General features: G+C 64.0%; 14 protein-coding genes and 1 pseudogene. 6 read left to right on the top strand and 9 right to left on the bottom strand.

The annotated features are described in order from the left end of the window. Positions 1–32: 32 nt before the first annotated feature. The 5 genes from NMG80_RS17695 to hemP are packed head-to-tail and all read right to left on the bottom strand — an operon-like array spanning position 33 to position 4,221. Positions 33–815, bottom strand: a complete 783-nt coding sequence (locus tag NMG80_RS17695; RefSeq protein ID WP_254019280.1) for a heme ABC transporter ATP-binding protein — start codon at positions 813–815, stop codon at positions 33–35. A gap of 58 nt (positions 816–873) precedes the next feature. After that, positions 874–1,974 (bottom strand): FecCD family ABC transporter permease, encoded by a 1,101-nt coding sequence (locus tag NMG80_RS17690; protein ID WP_254019279.1) that lies wholly within the window; start codon positions 1,972–1,974, stop codon positions 874–876. 11 nt (positions 1,975–1,985) lie between these two features. Next, a complete protein-coding gene (locus NMG80_RS17685; RefSeq protein ID WP_436798632.1) occupies positions 1,986–2,885 on the bottom strand; it encodes a heme/hemin ABC transporter substrate-binding protein in 900 nt (299 codons plus the stop codon). Positions 2,886–2,896: 11 nt separating this feature from the next. Next, positions 2,897–3,958: a hemin-degrading factor gene (locus tag NMG80_RS17680; protein WP_254019278.1), complete on the bottom strand. Its 1,062-nt coding sequence runs from the start codon at positions 3,956–3,958 to the stop codon at positions 2,897–2,899. An 11-nt stretch (positions 3,959–3,969) separates the two neighbouring features. Beyond that, positions 3,970–4,221: a hemin uptake protein HemP gene (gene hemP / locus NMG80_RS17675; protein ID WP_254019277.1), complete on the bottom strand. Its 252-nt coding sequence runs from the start codon at positions 4,219–4,221 to the stop codon at positions 3,970–3,972. 207 nt (positions 4,222–4,428) lie between these two features. Between hemP and NMG80_RS37890 the strand changes: the two are divergent. The 4 genes and pseudogenes from NMG80_RS37890 to hmuQ all read left to right on the top strand — a co-directional run bounded on the left by NMG80_RS37890 (position 4,429) and on the right by hmuQ (position 8,598). Beyond that, positions 4,429–6,683 (top strand): annotated as a pseudogene (locus tag NMG80_RS37890) (TonB-dependent hemoglobin/transferrin/lactoferrin family receptor). A 5-nt stretch (positions 6,684–6,688) separates the two neighbouring features. Beyond that, on the top strand, positions 6,689–7,132 hold the full coding sequence (locus NMG80_RS17660) for a hypothetical protein (protein ID WP_254019274.1): 444 nt from the start codon (positions 6,689–6,691) through the stop codon (positions 7,130–7,132). Positions 7,133–7,439: 307 nt separating this feature from the next. Further along, a complete protein-coding gene (locus NMG80_RS17655; protein WP_254019273.1) occupies positions 7,440–8,216 on the top strand; it encodes an energy transducer TonB family protein in 777 nt (258 codons plus the stop codon). Positions 8,217–8,283: 67 nt separating this feature from the next. Then, the gene (gene hmuQ, locus NMG80_RS17650) at positions 8,284–8,598 is read left to right on the top strand and encodes a heme-degrading protein HmuQ (RefSeq protein ID WP_254019272.1); all 315 of its coding nucleotides are present in this window, start codon (positions 8,284–8,286) and stop codon (positions 8,596–8,598) included. A gap of 386 nt (positions 8,599–8,984) precedes the next feature. On the opposite strand, the gene putA is transcribed toward hmuQ, so the two are convergent. Next, entirely contained in the window at positions 8,985–12,596 is a 3,612-nt protein-coding gene (putA, locus tag NMG80_RS17645; protein WP_254019284.1) for a bifunctional proline dehydrogenase/L-glutamate gamma-semialdehyde dehydrogenase PutA, read from the bottom strand. Positions 12,597–12,760: 164 nt separating this feature from the next. Between putA and NMG80_RS17640 the strand changes: the two genes are divergently transcribed. Further along, the gene (locus NMG80_RS17640; RefSeq protein WP_254019283.1) at positions 12,761–13,213 is read left to right on the top strand and encodes an Lrp/AsnC family transcriptional regulator; all 453 of its coding nucleotides are present in this window, start codon (positions 12,761–12,763) and stop codon (positions 13,211–13,213) included. 257 nt (positions 13,214–13,470) lie between these two features. On the opposite strand, the gene NMG80_RS17635 is transcribed toward NMG80_RS17640, so the two are convergent. Continuing rightward, on the bottom strand, positions 13,471–14,637 hold the full coding sequence (locus NMG80_RS17635; RefSeq protein ID WP_254019282.1) for a cytochrome-c peroxidase: 1,167 nt from the start codon (positions 14,635–14,637) through the stop codon (positions 13,471–13,473). 49 nt (positions 14,638–14,686) lie between these two features. Continuing rightward, positions 14,687–15,151, bottom strand: coding sequence for a FixH family protein (locus NMG80_RS17630; RefSeq protein WP_436798633.1), 465 nt, complete (start codon positions 15,149–15,151; stop codon positions 14,687–14,689). Positions 15,152–15,362: 211 nt separating this feature from the next. Here NMG80_RS17630 and NMG80_RS17625 point away from each other — a divergent pair, with 211 nt between their 5' ends. Then, positions 15,363–16,283, top strand: a complete 921-nt coding sequence (locus NMG80_RS17625) for a sugar kinase (RefSeq protein ID WP_254019270.1) — start codon at positions 15,363–15,365, stop codon at positions 16,281–16,283. A 62-nt stretch (positions 16,284–16,345) separates the two neighbouring features. Here the strand turns inward: NMG80_RS17625 and NMG80_RS17620 are convergent, their stop codons facing one another. Beyond that, complete coding sequence (locus tag NMG80_RS17620; protein ID WP_254019269.1) at positions 16,346–17,380, bottom strand: class I SAM-dependent methyltransferase; 1,035 nt, start codon at positions 17,378–17,380, stop codon at positions 16,346–16,348. Between the last annotated feature and the right edge of the window lie 74 nt (positions 17,381–17,454).

Genomic DNA, 17,454 nt, shown 5'->3' with positions numbered 1-17,454 from the left:
GGCCTCACAAGGGGAGAAGGAAGAAGGGGAACTTACGCCGCTGACTGCGACGACGGCATGTCTCCGGCCGGCAGCACGCCGCCCCGCAGCCGGCAATCGAACACTTTTTCGATCAGATCGTCGCTCAGTACGTCCTGCGGTGAGCCGGTGGCGGCAAGCCTGCCGCGATGCATGACGAAGATCCGGTCGGCATACATGGCCGTCAAATTGAGGTCGTGCAGGATGGCGACAACGCCGCCGCCCCTTCTGACGAAATCGCGGGCGATGTTCATGATGATCAATTGGTGCTTGATGTCGAGGCTGGAAACCGGCTCGTCTAAGAAGAGATAGCGCGGTTTGCCGTCGAGGACCGGCGCCCAGACCTGGCAGAGCACCCGGGCCAACTGCACGCGCTGCTGCTCGCCGCCCGAAAGCTCCTGGTAGAAACGGCCGGCAAAGCCGTCGAGATCGACGCGCGCCAGCGCCCGTTCGGGCAGGCGCTCATCCTCGCCGGGCAGCGCGCCCGAGCGGCCGCCGAGCAGGCCGAACCTGACGATCTCGCGCACCGTGAAGGGAAACGACAGCGTCGTCGCCTGCGGCAGCACGGCGCGCAGCATGGCTGTCTCGACCGGTTTCATCGCCGACAGGTCGCGGCCGTTGATGGTGACCTCTCCGGAATAGGCAAGATCGCCGGACAGCGCCCTCAGGAAGGTCGTCTTGCCCGAACCGTTGGGACCGACGATGGCCGCGATTTCGCCAGGCCGCATGTCGAAATCGACATTGGCGACGATGCGCTTGCCGCCGATCGCCACCGAGACATCCCGCGCTTCGATCATGCCCGCACTTCGATCATGAAAAGTCCTCTCGCGGGTCCGCCACTCACAGGTCCCCCACTCACAGATCAACGACGCCACGCTTGCGCAGCAGGATCCAGAGGAAGAACGGGGCGCCGGCGATCGCGGTGACGATGCCGATCGGCAGCTCCGCCGGCGCCACGATGGTGCGGGCGACGGCATCGGCCAGCAGCAGCAGGCAAGCGCCAAGCAGGGCCGACGCCGGCAGCAGATAACGATTGTCCGGGCCGATGGCCAGGCGCAGCAGATGCGGCACGACGATGCCGACAAAGCCGATGCCACCGCTGACGGCGACAGACGCCCCGACTGCAGCCGAAACGCCGATGATGGCAGTGTATTTCAGCCGCTGCACCGGAATGCCGAGATGGCCGGCGGTGGCTTCGCCCAGCGCCAGCGCGTTGAGGCCGCGCGCCAGGAACGGCATCGCCGCCAGCGCCAGCACGATCACAGGCCCGACGGAGCCGATTTTCTGCCAGGTCGCGCCGGCAAGCGAGCCGAGCTGCCAAAAAGTCAGGTCGCGCAACTGCCGGTCGTCAGCCATGAAGATCAGGATACCGGTCAGTGCCATGGCAAGGGCCGCCAGTGCAATGCCGGCAAGCAGCATGGTGGCGACCGATGTTCGACCTTGCCTAGTGGCGACCTGATAAAGCAGCAATGTCGTCGCCAGCCCGCCGCAGAGCGCCGCCAGCGGCAGAGCGAGTGTGCCCAGCACTGAAATTAGCGGCGCCAGCACCGTTGCGCCAAGCACGATGACAGCCACCGCGCCGAGGCTCGCTCCTGCCGAAACGCCGATGAGACCGGGGTCTGCCAGCGGGTTGCGGAACAGTCCTTGCAGCACCGCGCCGGAGACGGCAAGCGCTGCGCCGATCAGCACACCGAGCGTGACGCGCGGCAGGCGGATGTCGTAGACGATCAGGCGGTCTCGCGCGCTCATCGCCTCATTGCCGGGTGCTGCACCCAACAGCCAATCGCCAATGACGCTGACGGCCGAGGCATCGGATGCGCCTGAGGTCAGCGACAACAGAACGGCAACGGCAAGTCCCAGGCACAAAAGCAGGATGACTATGCGCGCCCGCCGCGAACGGTCGCCATCGGATGCTGTCGCCATAGTGCCCGCACCAGCGATCGATTGATCCACCATCGGGCGCCCGCTCAGTCCGCGGCCTGCCCGCCATAAAGCGAGGCGGCAAGGTCGCGGATGACGTCGGCGGTGCGCGGCCCGAAGCCGAGCAGATAGCCGCCATCCATGCGGACCACCTTGCGCGCCGCACCCGCCGGTGTCGACCGGATGGACGGGTGCGCGAACAATTCGTCGTCCGATACGCCGGGACCGGCATTGTTCATCATCAGGATCACGTCCGGCCTGGCGGTGATGACAGCCTCGTCGGACAGTTGCTTGTAGCCGGAATAGCCGTCGATCGCATTGACGCCGCCAGAAAGCTTGACGATGCCGTCGGCGGCGGTGTCGCCGCCGGAAGCGAGAATCTTGCCGCCCTGCATCGACAGCACGAACAGCACGCGCTTGCGCTCCTTGATCGCGGACGTCTGCTTTTCGCCGGCCTTCAGCCTGGCGTCGATCTCGGCTGCAAGCGCATCGGCCTTGACGTCGGTGCCAAGCGCCTTGCCGACGATGCGGATCTTTTCGAGAATGCCTTCACGGTCGTAACGCTCGGGCACCTCGATGAACGGGACGCTCGTCTTCAGCACGTCGACGGCTTCCTTCGGGCCGCTGCCGTGCAGCGCCAGGATGCCTGACGGATTGACCGACAGCACGCCTTCCGGCGACAGCTGGCGCATGTAGCCGACGTCAGGCAGCCCGAGCGCCGCCTCGGGATAACGGCTGGTCGAATCGCGAGCGACCAGCCGGTCCTGCTCGCTGAGCGCAAAGACGATCTCGGTGATCGAACCGCCGATGGCCGCTATCTTCGACGGATCGGCGAAGACCTCCGTCGCTTCGGCAGCACGGGCCGGCAGCGCAAAGGCCACGCAAAGGCACATCGTGGCCCCAAGCGCCATTCTGAAAACACAGGCCCGTTTAAGCAAAGGAGCCATCGTCGTTTTCCTCAGGCTGACGTCGGGCTTGGAATGCGCGGCAGGTTCTCTGCCAGAAACCGCCAGTCCTCGCGTTCGCTTTCGCCTTCATGGCGCTTGCCGAAGAACTGGATGATCATCTTGCCGTCGGCGCCATAGGCTTCGAGAGACGTGACATGGCCGTCCTTGGTCGGCTTGCGCACGGCCCAGACCTCTTGGATGTGGTCGGTCCGCAGATGCAGGTGGAAGGCCTCGTCCAGCACGTTCATACACGGCCCCATCGGCTTGATCGACTTGATCGGGCCCGAATGGATCTGGATGCAGCCGCGATTGCCGACAAAGCACATGATCGGCATCTCGCCCTCGGCGGCATGATCAAACATGGCGCTGACGGCATCGTTGTCGAGCAGCCAGGCGAAATCCTGGCCAACCATGCGCATCGCCTGGCGGCGGTCGAGCTTCAGCGTCTTCAGCATGCCGAAGAACTGATGCACGTCGGTCAGCCGGCTCCAGCGATCGCGCAGATCGTCGACGTCAGCGGAAGCGTCGGAAGCCTCGGCCCCGCTTTCAAGCCCGCCTTCTGAGATCGAAACGGTCGACTCCTGGTTCGGCGATTCCAGTTCGCCCACCAGCTTCTGATAGGCATAGAGGTTCGACGCCGGCCGCAGATGCACCTTGTGCACCGCCTCGCCTGCCTTATCGAAGAACTGCAGGCTGCGCCTGATATCGCCGCCGTCGCGCTTTTCGACGGCAACGCCGTGCGCCCAGACTTTCGGGAAGATGCGCAGGTCGATGTTCTCGCCAAGCACCATGGCATTGTGGTTACCGGTCACGACCTTGTCGTAGACGCCGATCTTCTCGTGCACAGCGCTTTCATTGCGCGTCAGCGCCATGACCTCGCCGACGGCCTCGAGGCCGGTCAGAAGATCATTGACGCGCGGCTCGACGCGGACGACGCCGTCGCTGCAATGCGCGGCGACCAGCTCGGCCTCCGAAATGCCAAGCTGGGCGGCGAGATCGCGCTCGCGCGTCTTCGGATTGTCTGCCCGCGCCCGCCGGATCTCGTGCGGCGCGGGCTTTACGCGCTGGTCCATATTCTTATTACCTACTTGTTGAGGATGAGCTTGCCCTGGCGGGTGATCTTCAACCGGTAGAGCGCTCCGTGATGCTCGATGCCGATCTCGTGCTCGCCCTGGAACAGGGCGTTGCTGGACAGGGTCCTCACCGTCAACGGGACCCGATCGAAACGAGCCGAATTGTCGTCGGAACGGCGGACGCGATCGCGAAAGTCATTGCGGCGAACGTCTCTGGGCCGAAAGTCATTGGGCCGAAAGTCATTGGGATTGTGCGTGTTCATCTGGTTCGATCCCTTTCCTGGGCCGGGCCTGGTCGGCTGGCTCGACGCTTGCGTGAAATGCCGTTTAATTTCTTGAATTAAATACTCATGTTTATTAGTCAGTGCAATACCGGACTTGTAAAGTCAAGATTTAAGAAGCCGGACACGTCGAAAAGCCGGCAAGCGTCCAGCCAGCCAGCATCGAACCAGGACATTTGGAGTTGGGGCATGGGGTTGGCGAATTGGGGTCGGCCGGGTCTGGCGAATAGCAGCCCGGATCCTTGGCATAGAATTCTGGGGCATGGCGTTCTGGGGCATCGACCGATGCCAAACGGAATGGCGGCATTGCTGGCGGGTGCTGCGGCGATCGCGCTGCTCACCCCGTCAGCCAATGCCCAACAAGCCGCCCAAACCGCACCAGATCAGCAGCAGGCCAAACAGGCGCAGACGCCTGAGCAGGCTGTGCCGGCCGCGGCAGGCGCAACGCTGCTCGACCAGATTCTAGTCATCAGCCGCACCAGCGAGACGGCGATCGATTCCCTGGCCTCCGTCAGCCATGTCGATCAGGAGCAATTGGAACGCCGCATGGCGACGAGGCTTAACGACATGCTGTTGGGTGTGCCGGGTGTGGCGGTCCAGGCCGACGCGAGGCGCGTCAGTTCCTCAATCAACATCCGTGGCTTGCAGGATTTCGGCCGCGTCGCGGTGATCGTCGACGGTGCGCGACAGAATTTCCAGCGCTCCGACCACGGCCCGCAATCGACCTTCTATATCGACCCGGAGCTCATCAAATCCGTCGACGTCATTCGCGGCCCGGTCGCCAACACCTACGGCTCGGGGGCCATTGGCGGCGTCGTCCTGTTCGAGACCAAGGACGCGGACGACTATCTTCGCGACGGCGAGACATGGGCGGCGTCCGCGACCGGACGCCACGAGAGCAACGGCGAAGGCTGGACGACCAGCGCTGCCGGCGCCTACCGTTTCAACGAAAACTGGGATGTCCTCGGCAACATCGTCTATCGCGACTACGACGACTACAAGGATGGCGGCGGCGATACGGTCAACGGCACCGGCTTCGACGTTTTAAGCGGGCTTCTCAAGACCACCATCCGCCCGAGCGAAAACAGCGAGCTGAAGCTGGGCTGGAATGGCACGAGCGACGGCTGGAACGAGGTCAGCGGCGGCACACCGGTGAATGACGTCGACCTGGAGGCGAATACCTTCACGGCGCGCTACAACATCACCGATGAGGACAAGAGCTGGCTCGATCTCCACGTCAACGTCTCCTATAACAAGACCAACATGGAGATGACGAGCCTGGTTCCGCAAAACCGGTTGATCCGGTCACCGGTCTTCCCATCGTCCTGCCGGCGGGCTCGATGTCGACTTTCGATGTCGGCACTTCGGGCATCGACATCTGGAACACCTCGCGGTTCGAGACCGCCGGCATTGCGCACGAGCTGACCTATGGCGGCGACTGGGTTGGCGACGATGTCGAGACGGGTGGCGCCGCAGGCGGCGCCAGTTTCTATACCCCTTCGGGCAAGCGAAACGTTTCCGGCGCCTACATCCAGGACAAGCTCAGCTGGGACTGGCTCGAAATTATCGCCGGCCTGCGTTACGACAGCTACAGGCTCGAAAGCGATGTCGGCGAAACCTCCGGCGACCGGCTGTCGCCGCGCATCACCGTCGGCGTCTCGCCGTTCGAAACCGCCAGCCTTTCGGGACTGCAATTCTACGGCACCTATGCCGAGGGATATCGCTCTCCGTCGCTGTCGGAAACCCTCATCAGCGGCAATCATCCGGCAGGCGTCAGCTTTCCGTTTCTCCCCAATCCTGATCTGAAGCCTGAAATCGGCAAGACCGTCGAATTCGGCGTCAACTACAAGCACGACGACCTCCTCGAAGCCGATGACGCGTTTCGTTTTAAGGCGGCCTACTTCAACAACGATGTCGACGACTATATCGATGGTGTAACGCTTTCGGCATTCGACCCGACCAGCGGCTGCCCGTTCGGCCCCGGCATCCCGATCTGCTTCCAGTACCAGAACTTTGCAGAAGCCAGGATCCGCGGCTTCGAAATGGAAGCCGTCTATGACGCGAGCTGGGGTTTCGCCGGGCTTTCTGCATCGATCATCGATGGCCACACCATCTCTTACGACGGCGAGCGGGCAGACCTCGTCACCGTCCCCTCTTCGCAGGTCACCGGGCAACTCGGCTTCCGCTTTCTGAAGGACAAGCTGACCGTCGGCGGCGAGGTACAGTATAATGGCAAGCCGAAGGGCAACCCGGTGGCCAGGGACTACACGCTGGTCAACGCCTTCGCCAGCTACCAGGCGACCGACAATCTCAAGGTCGACTTCCGCGCCGACAATTTGTTCGACGTCAAATACACCAACCCGTTGAATGCATCGGCCACGAGTGTAGTTTACGAGCCAGGCGTCACGCTCAAGCTGGCGGCGACAATGCGATTTGGAGGCTGACGACAATGACACGCGTGACGGCATCGCTTCGCCTGCTGACCTCGGTGCTGGCCATGCCGCTTGCGATGGGTCCGGCGTGGGCGCAACAGTCCGCGCCGGCCCCTGCTCTCACGCTTGAGCTCAATGGCGCACAACCCTCCGACAAGGGCTGCCGTCTGACCTTCGTGGTCAACAATACGCTCGGCGCCGACCTCTCGAAGGCGGCGTTCGAGATCGCGCTGTTCAACGAGGCCGGCGTCGTCGACCGGCTGACCGTGCTCGACTTCAAGGACCTGCCGGCGGGCAAGACCAAGGTGACGCGTTTCGATCTTGCGGGCGCCGACTGCGCCAAGGTCAGCCGCGTGCTGATCAACAGCGCCACCGAATGCGCCGGCACCGGCATCAAGCCTGACGCTTGCATGCGTGGGCTGAAGACCGAGACCAAGACCGGCATCGCCTTCGGGGTCTGAAAAGGCAGTCTGGAAGCGGGTACGAGGCCGGCCTGTTGCCGCTGGGGCAAATGATGTTGATTTGACAAGTCCGCGCCGGTTGCGGCAGGTCTCGCCGCGAGCCATGCAGAACATCAGTCCCCTCCCCGACGCCGATGGCGAACTGGCGATTGCGCCGACCGGACCGCTTGCGCCTGCCACCCGACCGTCAGCCATGAGCCGCAAATGGACGGCGGCGATCGTCGCCTCCTGCCTGTTTCATGCCGCGGTGGCGGCCGCTTTTCTCATCGCACCTGCCGGCACGTTTGATGCCGGGGACGCTATCGAGATGGAAGGCGCCGATCGAACCGGCGCCAAAGTGGTCGGCAGCGACTTGAATGGTCGCGCCCCGGGCGCGATGGCCGTCACCCTGGTGCCCGACCCGCGGCCGGCCAAACCTGAGGTCAAGCCCGAGCCGCCTGCCGACCAGCCCACCGGGGACCGGCCCATCAGGGAAATGGCCGCGCAACCCCCCGCGCTTTTGCCGCAGATTGTCGAACAACCCACCGCCGTGCCAGAGATGATGGCCGACACCCCGCGCCTGGACGAGCAGAGCGTGGCTCCGAAGATCGAAACGCCGGCAGAGCCGGCTGCTCCGGCCGAAACCACCAAGGCCCCTCCTGCCGATATCGGACAGCCGCCGCTCCCGACGCCAAGGCCGCGCCCGACACCAGGTTCTCGCGGAGCCGGCGAAACGAACGGTGCCCGCGGCGCCGCGGATGGCGAGGAACGCGACGCGGTGGCTTCCAGCAAGGGCAAGAAGCAGGCGGCGTCAGGCAATGCGATAGAATCCCGCTACAGCGGTGAAGTTCAGAACAAGCTTGCCCGCGCTAACCGGCGTGTTTCGAAATCGATACAGGCGAGCGCTCGCAACAATGCCAGGGTCGTTTTCGTTGTCATGGCCGACGGCAGCATCAGCGACATACAGCTTGCCGAAAGCTCAGGTTCTGCGGAGCTTGATCAATTCGCTTTGACACTGGTGCGCAAGCAGGCGCCGTTCCCTCCCATTCCAAGCGAAACTGGCAGGTCAAGTTGGGTGTTTAAAGCGCGGATCGGTCCATTTTAACACCCGGCGCCTCATAGTTTCGGCCACCATCAACCGTCACAATTCACCAATGCTGAAAGGACCGCCAATGTACATCGCCATGAACCGCTTCAAGGTCCAGAATGGCTCTGAGGACGTCTTTGAGGACGTCTGGAGGAACCGTGATTCCAGCCTGTCCGAAATGAAAGGTTTCAAGGAACTTCATCTGCTGCGCGGTCCGCTCAACGAGGCCGAAGGCTACACGCTGTTCGCCTCGCACACGGTTTGGGCGAGCCATGAGGATTTTGTCGCCTGGACCAAATCCGAGAACTTTCGCGCCGCGCACCGCAACGCCGGCTCCACCAAGGTGCACTATCTCGGCCATCCGCAGTTCGAAGGCTTTTCCGTCGTCGAGGGCGCGTAATCAATCTCAGGCGACCCATGGTTCCCTTGGGCCTTTGCCGAACGATCACGGCAGCGCCCCGACCAAATAGGTGCCGTCGGCGAAGCTGCCAATCTCCCCCCTTGTGGGGGAGATGCCCGGCAGGGCAGAGGGGGGTGCTGTCCCGCCGGCCTGCTGATCAAAGGCATGCCTGCTCCCACCATGACTCTGTCGCAGAACTTGACGCGCACAACTCGATCAACTTGCAGACCGCAACGTTCGGCACATGGCGGGCAGAAAAAGCAAAGCCGGCGATCCTTCGCGCCCCCCTCTGTCCTGCCGGACATCTCCCCCACGAGGGGGGAGATTGGCCGTCATCTCGGCCTTCGCCAATCGCGGGAACGCAGAAAAAGTCATGGCCTGAAATCTCACGCCGCGGCCAGCAGGCTGGCATTGCCGCCGGCGGCCGTGGTGTCGACGCAGACGGCGCGCTCATGCGCATAGGCGGCCGGGTTGAGCACTTCGCTGACCAGCGGCACGATCGGCCCGGCGCGGTCGGCGATCACCTTTCGCACGATGCGAGCGGCCTCGGGCGTGCCGGAAAAGGCGACGACGTCGACACGCAGCGCGCGTGCCTCGACCGGGTCGGGCCTGCCGTCGATGGCCGCCAGCGGCAGGCCCTTGCCGGTCAGTGATGAAAGTGCCGCCGGCGCACCCGGCGCGACGGCCAGCACCGCATTGCCAGCGGCGAGCGCCTGGATGGTCTGGGCAAGCAGCGTGTCGGCGTCCGGTCCGAGGCAGAGCACGCGGCCGCGCGGCGACAGCGACAGCGTGTTGGCCTCGCCGGTCGGCCCGGGCAAATCGACCTGGCCGAAATCGATGCTGGCCGCGGCGCCGATGGCCGCGGCACCCTTGCCGCGCAAATGCTTCCTCAGCATGGCAACGCGGTCCGCCCGCGTCGACCAGCCGCCGAGCGCCGGGTCTGGCAGGTTGTCGGCGAGTTCGGTCGCCGTCACCTTGCGGCCGTCAGGAATAGGCATGCCCGCCTGCGGCCCCTTGCGCAACCGCCTGAGATAGTGCGGCCCGCCGGCCTTCGGCCCGGTGCCGGAAAGCCCCTCGCCGCCGAACGGCTGCGAGCCGACCACGGCGCCGATCTGGTTGCGGTTGACATAGATGTTGCCGGCATGGATACCGTCGACGAAATGCTGGGCGCGGCCTTCGATGCGGGTGTGCAGGCCGAAGGTCAGGCCATAACCCTTGCGGTTGATCGCCGCGATCACCCCGTCGATGTCGTCGGCGTCGAAGCTGGCGACGTGCAGCACCGGCCCGAACACCTCGCGCTCGATGTCCTCGATGCCCTTGACCCGAAAGACATGCGGCGCCACGAAGCGGCCATCCTTCGGCGCTTCGAGCTTGGCGATCAGCCGGCCCTGCAGGCCCATCTTAGTGCAATAGTCGCGGATCGATTTTTGTGCCTCCTCGTCGATGACTGGCCCGACATCGGTCGATATCCGCCAGGGTTCGCCGAGGCTGAGCGCTTCCATCGCGCCCTTCAGCATGTCCAGCATCTTCTTCTCGACGTCCTTCTGCACGTAGAGGACGCGCAGCGCCGAACAGCGCTGGCCGGCGCTCTGGAAGGCCGAGGCAAGGATGTCGCGCACCGCCTGCTCGGGCAGCGCGGTGGAATCGACGATCATCGCATTCAGCCCGCCGGTCTCGGCGATCAGCATGGCGTCGGGCGCGGCGGTCTCGGCCAGTTGCTTTTCGATCAGCTTGGCGACCTCGGTCGAGCCGGTGAAGCAGACGCCGGCAATGCGCGGGTCGGCGGTCAGCGGGCCACCGACCGAGGGACCGTCGCCGGGCAGAAGCTGGATGACGTCTTCCGGCACGCCGGCTTGGCGCAGCAATTCGACGGCGCGGAAGGCAATCAGCGGCGTCTGCTCGGCCGGCTTGGCGATGACCGAATTGCCGGTGACGAGTGCTGCCGCAATCTGGCCGGTGAAGATGGCGAGCGGAAAATTCCATGGCGAGATACACGCGATCACGCCGCGCGCCTCGGTTCCCGTTTCGGCATTGGCCGCCTCGGTCGCGTAATAGCGCAGGAAGTCGACCGCCTCGCGCACTTCGGCGACGCCGTCGGCCAGTGATTTGCCGGCCTCGCGGGCGGCGAGCGCGAAGAATTCGATGGCGTTGGCCTCATAGAGGTCGGCCGCGCGGTTGAGGATGGCGGCGCGCTCGGCGACCTGGCGTCTTGCCCAGGCCGGTTGCGCCTCCACGGCGATGCGCACGGCGGTCGCAACCTGCTTGGCGGTAGCCTCGCTGACCGTGCCGACCACTTCCTCGGGCTTTGCCGGATTGACCACCGGACGCTGCTTGCCATAGCCGGCGGCCCGGGTGATCGGCCTGGCGTGCCAGCGGTCCGGCCCCGCGAATTCAGCCCTTGCCTTGTCAATCGCGGCCAGCGTTACCGGATCGGTGATGTCAAATCCCTTCGAATTGCGGCGGGCAGCACCGAAGATCGCCGACGGGCTGGGGATCGCTGGATTGGCGGCCGGGCCCTGTTTCTCGACGGTTTCGAGCGGGTCGCGAGCAATATCCTCCGGCTCGACCTCCTCGTCGGTGAGCTGGTGGACGAAGGAGGAATTGGCGCCGTTTTCGAGCAGCCGGCGGACCAGATAGGCAAGCAGGTCGGAATGCGCGCCGACCGGCGCATAGATGCGGCAGCGCGTGCCCTCGGCCCGCCGCACCGTCTCGTGCAGCGCCTCGCCCATGCCGTGCAGGCGCTGGAACTCGAAGGAGTCGCGATCGCCGGCCATCGATAGGATGGCGGCGACGGTGTGGGCGTTGTGGGTGGCGAATTGCGGATAGATGCGGTCGGTCATCGACAGCAGCTTTTTCGCGCAGGCTAGGTACGACACGTCGGTGTTGGCCTTGCGGGTGAAGACCGGATAGCCGTCGAGGCCGAGCGTCTGCGCCCGCTTGATCTCGGTGTCCCAATAGGCGCCCTTGACCAGCCGCACCATGATGGTGCGGTCGTGCTTCTTCGCCAGCGCATAGAGCCAGTCGATGACAAAGGCGGCGCGCGGACCATAGGCCTGGACGACGACGCCAAAGCCGTTCCAGCCGGCAAGCTCCGGCTCAGCCAGCACCCGCTCGATGATTTCGAGCGACAGGTCGAGCCGGTCGGCCTCCTCGGCGTCGATGTTGAGGCCCATGCGCGAATGGCGCGCCGCCAGCGCCAGCGACAAAAGCCGCTCGGCCATCACAGGCAGCATCTTTTCCTTCTGCGTCATTTCATAGCGCGGATGCAGCGCCGACAGCTTGACCGAGATGCCGTGATTCTGGCGGATGTCGGGGCCGTTGGCGCCGGCGTCGAGCGACGAGATGGCGTCGGCATAGGCCTTGAGATAGCGCAGTGCGTCGGCCTCGGTGCGAGCGGCTTCGCCCAGCATGTCGAAGGAATAGAGATAGCCTTTCTGGGTCATCGGCCGGCCGCGCTTGACGGCCTCGGCAATGGTGCGGCCGAGCACGAACTGCTCGCCCATTTCGCGCATGGCGGCGGCGACCGCCTTGCGGATGACCGGCTCGCCCAGCCGGCGCACCATGGCGCGCAGCGTGCCTTCGATGCCGTCCTCGCCTTCCTCGAGCACTCGACCGGTCAGCATCAGCGCCCAGGTCGACGCATTGACAAAAATCGAGCTTGAGCCGCCCGAATGCGCCGACCAGTCATGCGGCGCGATCTTGTCGGCGATGAGGTCGTCCATCGTCTCGGTGTCGGGTACCCGAAGCAGCGCTTCGGCAAGACACATCAGCGCCACGCCCTCCTTGGTGGAGAGGCCGTAGGCGGACAGGAAGACCTCCATCAGCCGCGGATCGGACGAGTCGCGCACCGCCCCCACCAGATCGGCGGCGCGGGCCGAGATTGCCCTCCGCTCTTTCTCCGAAAGCCCTGTCGCCTCGGCCAGCCGCTTCACGGCCTCGTCTTCGTCAGGCAAATAATTGGCACGGATCTGCTGGCGGATAGCATCGAGCGCTGGCATGACGGTCCTGTAGAGAGCAAGCATCAGGAAGCGGTCCGGCGGTCACCGGACCGAATGGCGCAAGCTAGCACAAAGCTTGGATTCGGTCGGTCCAAAGAAATCGACACGGCAGGTCGATTGAACTATCATGGGCCGGATTTTCCCCCAGCTTGACCACAGACTCGATGAACGAAGACCAATTGGACCGCATCGACAGGAACATCCTGTCGGCGCTCGGCAGCGACGGCCGGCTTTCGATGTCGGAACTCGCGGCAAAGGTCGGCCTGTCGAAGACGCCGGTGCAGGCGCGCGTCAAGCGGCTGGAAAAAGACGGTATCATCCGCGGCTACCAGGCGATCATCGATCGCGAGCGCATCGGCGAAGGCCATGTCGCCTTCGTCCAGGTGAAATTGTCCGACACCCGCTCGGCCGCGCTCGACGCCTTCAACCGCGCCGTGCAAACGGTGCCGGAGATCGAGCAATGCCACATGATGGCGTCGAGCTTCGATTATCTCCTGAAAGTCCGCACCACCGACATCGCCGCCTACCGCCGCGTGCTCGGCGAGCGCATCTCCGCCCTGCCCCACGTCGCCCAGACCTCGACCTTCGTGGCGATGGAGACGGTGAAGGATCAGTAGGAGAGCGCTGATGCGGTGACGAACCTTTGATGCTGGCGGGACAGCGCCCCCCTCTGTCCTGCCCTCTTTGCCACCACTTGGCATCTCCCCCACTTGGGCGGAGATTGGCAGCTTCGGCGACAGCGCCCTTTTTTCAACGTTGAAAATTGGCGAAAGCCGAGGGGACAGCCAATCTCCCCTCTCGTGGGGGAGATGTCCGGCAGGACAGAGGGGGGCGCGAAGGATCGCTACCGAGCAGCCTTTATTCCGAGCCCTTTTCACTCCGCCAGCGTCTTCAAGAACGCCACCAGCGCCGCGCGCTCGCTGTCAGAAAGCTGCAGCGGGTGGATCTCGGATATGCCCTCGACGCTTGCCGGCGCCTTCGAATAATGCGCCACCACCTCGTTGAGCGAGGAAAACTGCCCGGCATGCATGTAGGGCGGACGGGTGGCGGCGCCGCGCAGCGACGGCGTCTTGTAGGCGCGGACGAGTTCCGGCCCGGCCTTGACCATGAAGCGCAGCTCGCCGCAGGCACTGGCGTCGCCATCGCGAAACGCGCCGAAACAGTTGAACGGATCGGCCTCGACCTGCGCCACCGCGTCTATGCGGCCGCGATCCGGAGGAAGACCCCTAACCGGCGGCACGCCGGTGTTGTGAAAACTGCCGTCGGTAAAACGCGGCCCGCTATGGCACGTCACGCAATTGGCCTTGCCGATGAACAGTTTTAGCCCGAGGATTTCTTCGGGCGAAAAGGCATCGTCGCCTTGCGGCGCCTGTACACCGGTATCCAGGGCGGCGGCGAACCGATCGAAGGGCGTCTGCGGTGGCGCGATCGATCGCTCGAAGGCGGCGATCGCCTTGCCAATATTGGCGAAGACGCGATTGACGTCCTCGGCTTGCGCGTCGGACATGGCATTCCAGGCAGCCTTCTCGGCATCGCTGCCGACCGGACTGGCATTGGCCGGCACATTTGAAAGGTCGGGCAGCGGCCCGAAGATGCGCTCGTAGCGCTCGCCGAATCGCGCCTTGATATAACGCGCGTAGGCGGCGCGGTTGCCGGCCTGCTCCAGCGGATTTTCCAGCGGCGCCAGCGCCTGCGCCCAGAGACTGTCGCGCCGCCCGTCCCAGAAGAACCATGAATCATGCGCAACGCCGGCCAGCGGCATGGTGCCCCGGTTGGTGCGGCCGACACCGACCGCTCGCGGCAGGTCGTCCTGGAACTGCCGGTCGATCTTGTGGCAGGTCGAGCAGGAAACCTTGCCGTCGCCGCTCATCCCGACGTCGAAAAACAGCGTCGCGCCGAGCGCGGCGGCGGCCGGCACGTCGGCGAAGCGGTTGGTGGTGTCGGCTTTCAGCGGTGGCAGCGCTGACAGCGCCAGCGAGGCGATGGTCTTCTTTTCGGCATCGGAAAACTCAGGCTTGCCGCAGCCGGCAAGCACAGCCATCGCCAGCAGCGCGAAAAGTCGCGAAAAGCGGTTCAACTTGCTCCAGCGCTCAGAGCAACACATTGAAGACCACCGTGTCTGATCCGGCCGCCGCGGAAATGGCGAAATGCAGCTGCCACAATCCGCTCATTGTGAATTTTACTCCGCCGATGCGATAGCGGCCATCGCCCAGATAATCGGTTGCCTGCGGGCTGGTCGGCAGACCGTGCCTGTGCTGCGGCATGCCGCCGGAAATCGTGATCGCAGCGCCCTCCACCGGGGTTCCCGCCTTTGTCCTCAGGGTCAGCAGCCAGGATTGCAGCTCGCCTTGACGGACAACACCCCGCTCCGGCTCGAAACTGGCTACGAACAGACCGTTCGCCGTCTTTTTCGAACGGGCAATCTCGGAGCCGGCCATCTCGGAACCGGCAAGTCGAGGCGCTTGCGGCGCGGTCAGATAGACGGCGGCGAGAATACCGGCCAGCAAGGCAGCCAGACCAACACCTGCCAGAACGTAGCGCCATAACGATGCCAAACCGGTTCCTCTTCCAGGAAATAACGTCCCGCTGGGCAGATCGCGTCCCGCAGCGCAGCTGAGAAAACGCCGCTGGTGTAAAAATCCGCTGACGCCAAGCATGGCGCTGCCGCTCGCAAAAAGCTACAGCACCGGGTCTTTGGTTTTGTGCATGTCGTTATCCTAAAACCGCCGCGCAAGCTGTGGGCGACATGCACCAGGAGAGAGATACATGGCAGGAAACGGCGTCGCATCGATCGGTGAATGCATGCTCGAGCTTTCAGGCCAGGCCGGGCCGAACTGGCGCATGGGCTTTGGCGGCGACACGTTCAATACGCTCTGGGCGCTGCATGCGCTGAGCGGCGACCGGCCGGCCACCTATGTGTCGGCCTTCGGCGACGACCCGTTCTCGCGCGACCAGATCGATTTCTTCGCGCAAAACGGCATCGGCATCGGCGCCAGCCCGATTATACCAGACGCCCGGCCTGGCCTCTATGCAATCACGCTGACCGGCGCCGAACGCTCCTTCACCTACTGGCGCGGCGATGCAGCCGCGAGGCAGCTTGCCTCCGACGCGGCCGCTCTGGAGAAAAGCCTTGAAAATCAGTCGCTTGTTTACTTTTCCGGAATCACTTTGGCAATTCTCGATCACGCCGCGCACAAGACACTTTTGGCGGCGGTGGCCAAGGCGCGCGCCACCGGCTCGCTTGTCGCCTTCGATCCCAATTATCGGCCGCGGCTGTGGCGCCGGCGTGAGGAAGCACAGACCGCGATCCTCGATGCGCTGGCAGTCACTGACATCGCGCTGCCGACCTTTCCCGACGAGCAGATGCTGTTCGGCGACGCAGCGCCGCAGAAAACCGCGGAACGACTGGGAAAGCTGGTCGGCGAAGTCGTCGTCAAGAACGGCGAGGAGCCGGCGCTGATCGCCGCAAACGGCACCCTGCAACCCGTTCCGGCCGTGCATGTCGCCGCCCCGGTCGACACGACCGGCGCCGGCGATTCCTTCAATGGCGCCTATCTCGCCGCCCGGCTTGCCGGCCATGCCCCGACCGACGCGGTGCTGCGCGCGCATCGCGTCGCCGCGGCCGTCGTCCAGGTGCGCGGCGCGCTGGCGCCATTCGAGACGTTAAGGGCAGCGTTCGAAGATTAGGTCAAAACGCAATCAGACCGGCTGCCGCCAACCGCCGGCAACCTTGCAGCCCAATGCGGTCGCTAGCCGCGCTTTTTGATGACGCCGTACAGGACGTTGCGATTCTCGCCAAAGAACACCTGCGCCTCGACGGTGTTGCGGTCGACGCTGGCATTGATGATGTTCCACATATCGGCCTCCGACCGCAGCAGCAACACCCAGTTCATGAACGTCTCCCGGTAGCCGGCGTCGGGGTTGCCCTCTGCGTAGTTCGCAAAGAGGAATGTCCCGTTCGGCTTCAACATCTGCAGGCAGGTTTTCGTGAGCTTCACGGCGACCTTGTGCACAAGGTAGTCGTAAAGCCCGGAGGCGTAGATGAGATCGAACGAGCCAAGCTTGTGGCCTCTTGTGAGCACGGTTCGTACCGAGCCGTCGATGGCCTCTACCGCGGTCCCCTGGAAGTCGCGGGTGATCAATCCAACGCTCTGCGGATCCTGATCGAGCGCAACCCAGCGCTTGAGACGGCCCTCCTTCAAGGCGGCCGAGCAATTGGCCTCCCTTAAATGGCCGGCCGCAATCGCCAGGACCTCGGCTTCCGGTCCATTCCTGGTCGCAATCTCATCGACATATCGGGTTAAAAGATCGCGTCGTTCCCGGGCCGCGACGCACGACGGCACATCCTTGGTATGGCTATAGAGCGCCTTGCCGATCTCCGAAGCGTTTTCCACGCTCTCGGCCACGTGCGGATCGCAATAGATGTAGTCGAGCAACTGCGCATCGCCGGAATAACCTCTGGGCTTGCTATGGGACCACCGCGTGAGCGGATCCTCGAGAAAGTACTCCAGGACCGGGTGGTTCTGCACGACCGGTATCAATGCCTGCCAGACGTCCGGATGAACCTTGGAACGCGTTGCCTCGAGGTACGACATCAGGCGGCGAATGATCTCCGCGGGATCCTTTCGCTTCTCGATTTGCTGGTGTGTCGCGTGGAGAATGAGCGCAAGCTCTACGCGGGCGGTTTCGAACGCTTCGCTATGAGGCTCGATATTTTTTCGAGGAAGACTGGCGGCGATCGTCTCGGCAGTAATCAGACTTTTGCCATCGAGGATGGTGGCCACCGCACAACTCCATAATCACAATTAACTAGATATAGTTAGATATTGCCTAAAATTTTATCTTTGCCAAGACACAT

The organism is Mesorhizobium escarrei, assembly GCF_935825525.1.
Taxonomy (GTDB): Bacteria; Pseudomonadota; Alphaproteobacteria; order Rhizobiales; family Rhizobiaceae; genus Mesorhizobium; species Mesorhizobium escarrei.
The sequence above is the reverse complement of the archived record's forward strand: the minus strand, read 5'-3'. Positions and strand labels throughout refer to the sequence as shown.